8 protein-coding genes are annotated in these 8702 nt (G+C 59.1%); 1 reads left to right on the forward strand and 7 read right to left on the reverse strand.

Features of this window, described 5'->3' with window-relative positions; translation table 11 throughout:
* Window positions 1-162 precede the first annotated feature (162 nt).
* Window positions 163-1332, forward strand: coding sequence for a PDDEXK family nuclease (locus tag E6C48_RS22185; RefSeq protein WP_136360373.1), 1170 nt, complete (start codon window positions 163-165; stop codon window positions 1330-1332).
* A 104-nt stretch (window positions 1333-1436) separates the two neighbouring features.
* On the opposite strand, the gene E6C48_RS22190 is transcribed toward E6C48_RS22185, so the two are convergent.
* The 7 genes from E6C48_RS22190 to E6C48_RS22220 form a co-directional block, all read right to left on the reverse strand.
* Complete coding sequence (locus E6C48_RS22190) at window positions 1437-1955, reverse strand: hypothetical protein (RefSeq protein ID WP_136360374.1); 519 nt, start codon at window positions 1953-1955, stop codon at window positions 1437-1439.
* A gap of 196 nt (window positions 1956-2151) precedes the next feature.
* On the reverse strand, window positions 2152-3084 hold the full coding sequence (locus E6C48_RS22195; protein ID WP_230978917.1) for an autotransporter outer membrane beta-barrel domain-containing protein: 933 nt from the start codon (window positions 3082-3084) through the stop codon (window positions 2152-2154).
* Window positions 3085-3251: 167 nt separating this feature from the next.
* Window positions 3252-3998, reverse strand: coding sequence for a GGDEF domain-containing protein (locus E6C48_RS22200; RefSeq protein WP_136360376.1), 747 nt, complete (start codon window positions 3996-3998; stop codon window positions 3252-3254).
* Between the two features lie 158 nt (window positions 3999-4156).
* Window positions 4157-5383, reverse strand: a complete 1227-nt coding sequence (locus tag E6C48_RS22205) for a type 1 periplasmic-binding domain-containing protein (protein WP_230978918.1) — start codon at window positions 5381-5383, stop codon at window positions 4157-4159.
* 20 nt (window positions 5384-5403) lie between these two features.
* Window positions 5404-5772 (reverse strand): hypothetical protein, encoded by a 369-nt coding sequence (locus tag E6C48_RS22210; protein ID WP_136360377.1) that lies wholly within the window; start codon window positions 5770-5772, stop codon window positions 5404-5406.
* Between the two features lie 117 nt (window positions 5773-5889).
* The gene (locus E6C48_RS22215; RefSeq protein ID WP_136360378.1) at window positions 5890-6360 is read right to left on the reverse strand and encodes a hypothetical protein; all 471 of its coding nucleotides are present in this window, start codon (window positions 6358-6360) and stop codon (window positions 5890-5892) included.
* A gap of 178 nt (window positions 6361-6538) precedes the next feature.
* On the reverse strand, window positions 6539-8702 hold a 2164-nt coding region (locus E6C48_RS22220; protein WP_136360379.1), incomplete at its 5' end, for a DUF5801 repeats-in-toxin domain-containing protein.

An 8702-nucleotide genomic window follows, 5' to 3' on the forward strand; every position in this document is an offset into this window, starting at 1 on the left:
AGCACAGGCCGCAACGAGCAAGAAGGAGAAAGCCGCCCCTTGACCAAAACCTAAGACCCAAACCATACATGAAGGCGGGTCACTTCTCGGCGAAAATCCCGGGTCAGCTCTCAGCGGAAATCAACACTCATTTCTCTGGACTTGCCGATCCAGATCGCACAAATGGGCGACATGGGCAGGTCTCGCGCAACTCCGGTTCTGGTTGGCAACGACAATCGACGCAGTCAGCTCGAACACGTCAGGCTCGGCAACGGGCTGTTCGATGAAGACTGGCTTCAGGAACTGATCCACAACCATCCGTCCATTCTGCCGATCTCGGAGATCGAACCGGGATTCGGCAACCTGATCGCCGTGGCGCGTGAAGTGCCATGCAGGCATGGGTTCATCGATAATCTCTGCGTCACGGCATCCGGCGACATTGTCGTCATCGAGACCAAGCTTTGGCGTAATCCCCAAATGCGACGTGAGGTGGTGGCTCAACTGCTGGATTATGTCGCGGCGCTTGTCACCATGACCTATGACGAGTTCGAAATGGCCATCTCTCGGGGACAAAGTGCGCCTCGAAATCTGTTCAGTCTCGTCCGGGATGATCCAGAGGCCCTTGACGAAGCCGAGTTCATCGATGCGATCGCCCACAATCTTCGCCGGGGCCGAATGGTCGTCATCGCCCTTGGCGATGGCATACGGGCCGAAACAGAAACCTTGGGCAATCTGCTTCAAAGCCACGCGGGGTCGCATTTCACTTTTGCGCTCGTTGAACTTGCCACTTGGAAAATGCCTTCAGGCGACATCCTGGTCGTTCCCGACACTCTGGCGAAAACAGTAATGATCGAGCGGGGCATTGTCCGCGTCGAGAACGGCGAGCCGGTCGTCCGCCCTGTTCCTGCAACGCTTCAGTCTGGCCCGCAATCGATCAGTTCGGCGGATTTCTGGGAGAAGATGGCCGAGCGCGATCCTGCACTACCGAACGCCATCCGCCGCTTCACGGAAGCTCTCAAACCTCTCGGGGTATATACGGAATTGAGGGCCGGCCTGAATCTGAAGGTGGACATGGCCGACCAGACGGTCAATCTCGGATATATCCTGAAGAATGGCCAGTTCTGGACAGAACGCACCCCGCTACGTGTTCCTGAGCGGGCGTGGCGTCCTTATCTCGAAACGCTGGCCGACCTCGTCGGCGGGACCGTTCGGTTGGCCTCTGGTTTTGGCACTTACGTCAGCATCGGTGGCAAGGAGGCGCCGAGAATAGAGCAATTGCTGCCTCGGCATCACGATGCGTTCGTTTCGGCGATCGAGACGATGCTGCGGACCCTCAACAGCGAGGACGCATGATGTTCGACAGTGAAGTCTAGCCGCTTCACGCTACCGAACACTCCCCGTCGCGACCGAATGCCCCTGGCTACGCGGGATAGTGGGCTCGTCGACAAGCACCGTGCTTACGTGGTGGAAATAGCCTTGTCGACCAGTGCCATCAGCGCGGCCTCCGTCTTCGCAAGACCGTTGCCGCTGACCACCGCGCCATATTTCACTAGCGCTGCCCTCAGCCGCGTGTGGTCCTTCAGTGCAAGATAAAACTGGACGACCTTCGCATCTTCGACCGGTGTTTCGCCGCGCAGCAAAACCTCAAGGTCATGAGAGGTGTGCTGCTCGGCCAGTTGCAGCAGGTATTCCGCGTTCTCGTCAGTCAGGTAGCGGCCGACGATCTGCAATTTCGACCAACCTATGACATAGAGGCGATTTTCCTCCACTCCCAGCTCGGTGAATTGGCGATCGATGCGCGCCAGGGCATAGGCCTTGCGGCGGCTGATTCCGAGACTCTCGGCGACTTTGAGGAATATTTCAGGATCATCATCCTGGAGTTTCCGCAGCGCTTTCGCCACTCGTAAGAAACTGTCGCCGATGAAGGAGGCGGCGATATCGACCTTCTTCTCCAGTGGGATATCGGTCGTTGCCATGTCAGGTCTCCGGCTATGTGGCTCACATAACCGATCATGACAAATTATCTAATAAAAACAAATATATGTATCACTGTAAACTCGATGTGCGCACACTGCCGACGCTCGGCCCAATGAATGGCTTTTGCCCCAATATGTCGCCAGAGGCTTTCAGCAACCCTTCTTGTTTCAGCCTGGAGTATATCTGACCGAGTGTTCAGAACCTGACGCTGAGATTGGCCTTTGCGCCGTTGTCACGAGTGTGGCTGCCGATTTGGCCTGCGTAGGAGATGCCGAGCGTGGCATTGTCGGAGATGGCGAAGTCCAATCCGGCCTCCAGCACGGCGGTATCCTTGGCGATCGGCACGCCGGCGATGGCGAAGGGGCTGCCGCCGGAGAAAGCAAGCGAGGCCAACGGCGTGGTGCCGCCGAAAGCGTGCCGCCAGCCGATCATGCCGCGCGCGGTGGCCTTCATGCCGCCGAGATCGAACGTCGTCGAGGCACGGACGCCGAGCGTTGTGAAGGTGGTATCCGTGGTTTGGCCATCCGCATGGAGCGCCCCCGCCCCACCTTTCTCGGTGAACCCGTCCGTGTGCAGGTTGACGTAAGCGAGATTGGCGAACGGCTCGAACGAGGCCGACGCCGTGTCGATGCGATAGCCCGCCTCGCCGAAGGCCTGGAAGGTTCCAGCATTGTAGTCGGCTGTCAGGCTGTCGGCGAAGCCAGGGAAGGCGACCGAGCGGGACGTCGAGATATCGTGCCATGTGTAGGCGGCACCGGCACGCAGGCCGAGTGCGCCCATCTGCGAGCCGGCATAGATGCCGAGGTGATAATTGTCGCTTTCTCCCGACGAACTGCGGCCGTCGACATCGAAATTAGTGTGGCTGTATCCGGTCATGATGCCGAGCCGCACATTCTCGGCGACCTGCCCGTCGATGCCGGTGAAGAAGCCGCCCACGGAGCGGTCCAGCCCGGCCGCGTTGCCATCTCCGTCCGTCGATCCCCATGATCCGAAGGCCGAGCCCCATGCTGCGAGGTTTGCAGTATCGGCGGGAGCAAGCGCATGACCGATAGCCGATGTCGCATGGTTGTCGGTGCCGTTCTCGCCATAGGCCAGCACGGGCGTTGTGGTTGCTCTAAGGGAACGCACGAAGCCCGACACCGACGGCTATAGAATGTCGACTGTGATCCGGCGTGCAAAATTGACCAATCGGGGATCGGTTTTGCGCGCCGATTGGCATGTGAATGCTCCACCGCCTGAAAGGCAGGGTCCCGATCCCATGGGCACCGACAGTCACAAGGAAGACCAAGCGACCTTCACTGTTCAAATCGGCTGAGATCGGCGAGGTGTCCTCCGGGTATGACGATGCACTCTTCGTGCTGGCCAGTCATACGAAACAGCTTGGCAAAATCCGTCGGCGCGTCGACGTTGACGCCAGCGATATGAACCTCGATCCGGAGGCGATCGCCGGCCGGCGCAAAATAAACTTGTGAAATCGCGTCCCGGATACGCTGGCAAATGCCGACCGCATCCGCTTCCGTAACATTCTGCAACAGAATACCGAATTGGCCTTCGCCCGTGCGGCCGACAAGATCGCCGGCCCTCACCGAAATGCGAATCGTCCCGGCGATCAGCCGTTCAGCTTCCTCGCCATAAGCGCGGCCATAATCCATAATCAAGGCCCTGAGGCGCTCTATCTCGACGAGAAGAAAGGTCGATTCGCCCGAAGGAGCGGCCTTCACGCGCCGGTCGACCAAGGACGAAAAGGTCGGAACGTTGAGGAAGGAGGTAACGCGGTCAGTGGTGGAAAGACGTGTAAGTTCACGCTTGGCCTGCTTGTACTTCATTTTTGACACGAACAGCAGAAACGATAGGGGTGCTGCAATCAGAACCGACACCGCAACGGCCGCCACAAGGCTCCGGCTGAACGGATCGAGCGCGTCGCTGAACAGCAACAGATAGTTGACGAGCGCCGACACCAGCAAGGCTGCTGCGGTGCCTGTGAGCGCAAATTTCAAGGCGCCCGTCCAGTCCGCCTCGGGAATCTTTCCGGTGGTTGCCATGGTCCCGCCATCGTTTGAAACTCCGGCAAGGAGATAAAGGACGGGCCTTTAAGTCAGGTTGAACAGTTCTCTAAAACTGTAATTCTCGGCAAAAATGTCAAGGCAGACAGGGCATTTACCAGGTTTTGCCTGTTTCATGTCGTTATGCGGACAGGCTTTCAGTAGCCCGTGACGGCGTTGGCGATCTTTTTTTCCACGCCCTTTTGGATGCGGTAAAGCGACATGGAACGCTCACCCGCTCCGTCCGCGCGGAAACGAAAGACGCCAGTCGATCCGCGAAAACCGTTACGGTTCTCGATCACCTGTCGGCTGAACCCCTTGGGGCCGAGAGCGTTGGCAATGCCAGTTGCCAGCGCGACGCTGTCATAGGCGTAGGCCGCATTCACGTCGGCCGCATAACCGTAGGCAGCCTTGAAGCGATCGGCGATCGGGCCGGTTTCATTCTTGTCGAGGCCTGCCACATAGGCGCCCTGGTAGAGCGGGTCGACGACCGGTTGATCGAGCCAGCGCGCCGTGCCGATGATAGCCATTTGGTCGGCGGAATAGCCGCGGGCCTTCAGTGCCCGCAGCAAGGGCAGCGGGCTGGCGTCACCGGTAGCGATGACGATTCCTTCGGGAGCGCCGACGGTGGCGGCCATGTCGGCAGCGGCCTTTTCCGCCTCGTTGGAAGGATCGAATCGCAGCGTCAGCGCAATCGAGGCGCCGGTGATACTCAATCCGTTCGCCACCCGCTTTTCGATCGCGCCGGCGACCGGACCGCGAGCAACGAACAGGACGAACTTGCGCTTGCCTTTCTGGGCAATGGCGGCCGCTCCGGCGGCGGCGCTGTCGGCCTCGTTCAAGGCCATAGCGTAGACGCCGGGCGCGCCGGCAAAATTGTCGGCCAGCACCAGCACGGGTGGCCGCGTCGGTCCCGAAATGGCCGAAAGGCGCTTGGCGGCATCGAGTTCAGTCGGACCAATGACGACATTGGCGCCGCTGGCCATGGCCTTGACGGCTAGGTCCTTAGCGGTCTCGCTGTCGCCGTGCGTGTCTTCGATGGACAGGGTGATGAGATCGTTGCCAAGATCCGCCATGGCGAGCTTGGCGGCGTCGAACATGCTGCGGCCCTTTGCGCCCGCGCTGCCTGTGGCCGAAAGCGGCAACAGCATGGACACTTTCGTTTCGCCCTTGCCGAGCGTTTGCGCTCTGGGCACGGCCGAAGCCCCAGCCGAATTCGCCTCGGCTACGATCGAGCCGCCAGCGGGGTCCAGAACGTCACTGGCGTTCTTGGATTGGCATGCCGCGAGCATTATAAAAGCGCCCACAAACGCGACTGTATGCATGTCACGAAGCCGCGACAGTGCCGCAAGAACGCCTCCGGGTTGGGTCGGCTTGACCGACATCGGCGAGGCTATCCGCGGCGTCAGTTCATGTATTCAACCATGCGCTGATGAAAACACTCGCATTTGTTGAGCGTGTCCTCATCGCGATAATTGGTCTTCAGATAGCCGTAGGCCATGCCGCAAGCGACCTTGGCCTCCGAAGCCCAGACGAAGGCCGGCCGCGAGGAATTCACCCACTCGCTGGATTTGGCAACTGAAACCGCCTCATCCATCAACCGCACCACTTCGGTCTTCAGCGCGCCGATGTTTTCCTCCAGCACCAGGTTAGAAGTGCCGGCGACGCGGCAATATTCGACAGTCGGCGCGCCGATGATGTCGGCCGCCTGCGTGCCCGTTACCGCCAACGAAAGCAGACATGCCAAGCCGAAAGATTGAAAAGGCCGTTTCATGATAAACCCCACCGTGATCCCGTATCCTTTACATTAGCACGGCGCGCCACCCGCCGAACAGTGGTCGAACGGATGCAACCCACCAAAATCGCCGTTATTTCAAAGCCTCTGGCACCATCATCCCGTGACCGTGCCTGGATGATCACGGCTGTCGTCACCGTAGAGCGCGGTGACGATACCGGAATGGGCGGCCACCGCCGTTGAGGTCGGGAAGCTGTCAGCTCCGCCGCTCATTCCGGCTGGTGCCCCGGCTGCCGCTTGCACGGTTCCGAAATGGCCGCCCGCGTCGGCATCGAACAGCACGCTCAGATCGATCTCGTCGCCCGCACCGCCACCGGCCTGCAATTCCGGGGCGGCAGCTTGACTGCCGGCGTCGCCGGCAATCGCCTCGCCGGCTAGGCTGTCGAACAAGGCGCCCAGATCGACTTCATAACCGGACGAAGCGGCCTGATAGTCCGCGATGATGTCGCTGATATGAAGCAAGGCGGTGTCATCGGTGCCGGAAACCATCGCCGGAGCCGCCTGCGCCGCGTTCAGCACGGCGCCGAGATCGACCTCGTTCTGATTGGCCTGACTATGGTCGGTCATCAAAGATACCTCGGAAACTTACGACGTCTAAACGTCAAATCGCAAAGCCATAGGATAAACTGACCTCCACGGACGACGTCGTTAGTCGCAACTATTTTCTTTCTATCACCTCGAACTCGAAGAAAGCCACACCCTTATATCACCCATGCCGGCTTTTCCCATAGTTGCTCGGTTCCGCCTATACAGTATCTGGATGCTTTACCCCTGAACTGTCTTCGAACAATACCTTTACTGCTTCGGATGAGCTGCTGCTATAGTTGAAGGCCTGCAGTTCAGCGACCACTTGATAACCGTCACCGCCCCCATTGACGTCGACACTCACGACCGAATTCGCTCCCGAGACCTCAATCTTGACATAGCCACTCGTCTCCAAATCGGTGCCGGCGGCAATGCCTTTTAGCAGTTCGCTCAGATCTATCTGATCGCCTTGACCAATGTTGAAATCAGCTATGACATCGTTGATGGCCCCGCCAACGGCATCTGAACTGACGACAAAGGTATCAGCTCCGCCCCCGCCGGTCATGGTATCCTCGCCCGACCCGCCATCCAGCAGGTTGGCGAGCGCGTCGCCGATTAGCGTATCATTGCCCGAACCGCCGATTATCCCTTCGATACCACTATATGTATCGCCATTCGCCGTTCCACCGGCTCCCAACCCGGTGTTCAGATTTACCGTTATTGCGCTTGTTGCATCGTGATAGTCGACAATATCGAAGCCGCCACCGCCCGTGATCGTGTCTTGATGACCGCTACCGGCGATCACGTCGTCACCGGCCGTACCAGTCAACGTGTATGCACCGCCGTTTCCGGCCGCGACCTGATCGATGTGAAGCGTCTGGGGTGACGTTGTATCCCCGTCGCCGTCGACAGCGATGATATTGAAATCATAATCCTGGCCAGGAGGAAGGATCGTATGAGCGATCGTAATATCCGTGGCCATTCTGAAAGTGGCCTTGTCGTCGGTACTCACAGCATCGCCGCCACTTATATTCTCAATTTTGAGAACGCTGAACGGTATCGTCGGATCGATCGTTACAGAACCTGATCCATATAGGTAAATATCACCCGATTCATGAGTACCATCTGTTGGATTCGTGGCGGTCCAATGCACTTTGACCGGCCCATGATTAACCTGCTGAACATTGATCGTGACTGAACTCAGTAAGTCGGGGTTCGAGCCAGCGGCATCATTGACTCCGTACTGGCCTGGATTGTGAAATTCCATCTCAAACCATTCGCCTTTACTGGTCCATTGATCATCGACACCGAAACCCTGGTTGCTGGCATTGACACCATTCGTCCCGTTGGATTGGAATTCCACCCTGCCAGCTTCGTTGATGGCAGTGCTTGAATCGTCGCCGAGTTCACGGAAGCCTGGTCCTCCAGCGCCCAACTGGCTGAACGAGAGAGTCTCTGTTGTCGCAAGCTGAGGTGCGCTCAAGTTGAAATGGTATGTTCCATCGGGTGCAACCGTCAGCGAGAAGACATCAGAACCACCGTTTTGTCCGTGAAGGGTCGTTGCTCCATCCGACCCATAAGTTGTTACATATGAAATTCCTGTAATACTTGGTCCCGTGATGTCGAAGTGATCGATTCCATCGGCCCCTGAAGCCAGCGAAAAGAAACCCGATACCGACCCAACCTCATTGGGAATAACACCCGTCGTGAACGTCCCCATTGTCGGACCGTCGTCGTGGAACACAATCTGGCTGCCGACGCTCACGGCGTTCGAGGTGTTGGTGTCGTCGTCGCCATCGGTCACCGTCGCGATCACCGACAGCGCCCCGTTGGTCAGGCTCGTCGTCTCGTCGTAGCTGGTCCCCGGCGTCGGGTTGTGCAGCGACAGATACTGTTCGACCGTCACCTTGCCGCTGCCGGCATCCATCGAGATCGCAAACGCGACCGTGTTCGGCTGCCCGGCCACCACGCCCAGCACCAAGGTCGAAGAGATCTGCACCAGGTTAACCTTGGTGCCGTCCGTCAGCGTCACCCCCGAGGCCCCCGCAACCGCCGACAGTGCATAGCTCACGCTGCCGACCGCCGCCGGACCGTCGGCGCCGAACGACGGCGTCACCGTCACCAGCGCGCTGCCGCTCGTCGCCTTCGAGATGTAGCCCGTGCCGGACACATCGAGATCGTTGCCCGCAGTGTAGCCGAACGGCAGCGTAATCGCAGCCGCCGTGCTCATCGGTGGCTGACCTGCGTCGGTCTGGCCCTCGTCCAACGTCACAGACGAGCCAACAACCGCCGACGCGATCGCCGGACCGTCGTCCAGGAACGTCACCGCAGAGCCGACGTCGATCGCCGCCGTCGACGCGCTGTCGCCGTCCGCGTCCGTCACC

Source organism: Ollibium composti (genome assembly GCF_004801285.1).
GTDB classification, from domain to species: domain Bacteria; phylum Pseudomonadota; class Alphaproteobacteria; order Rhizobiales; family Rhizobiaceae; genus Mesorhizobium; species Mesorhizobium composti.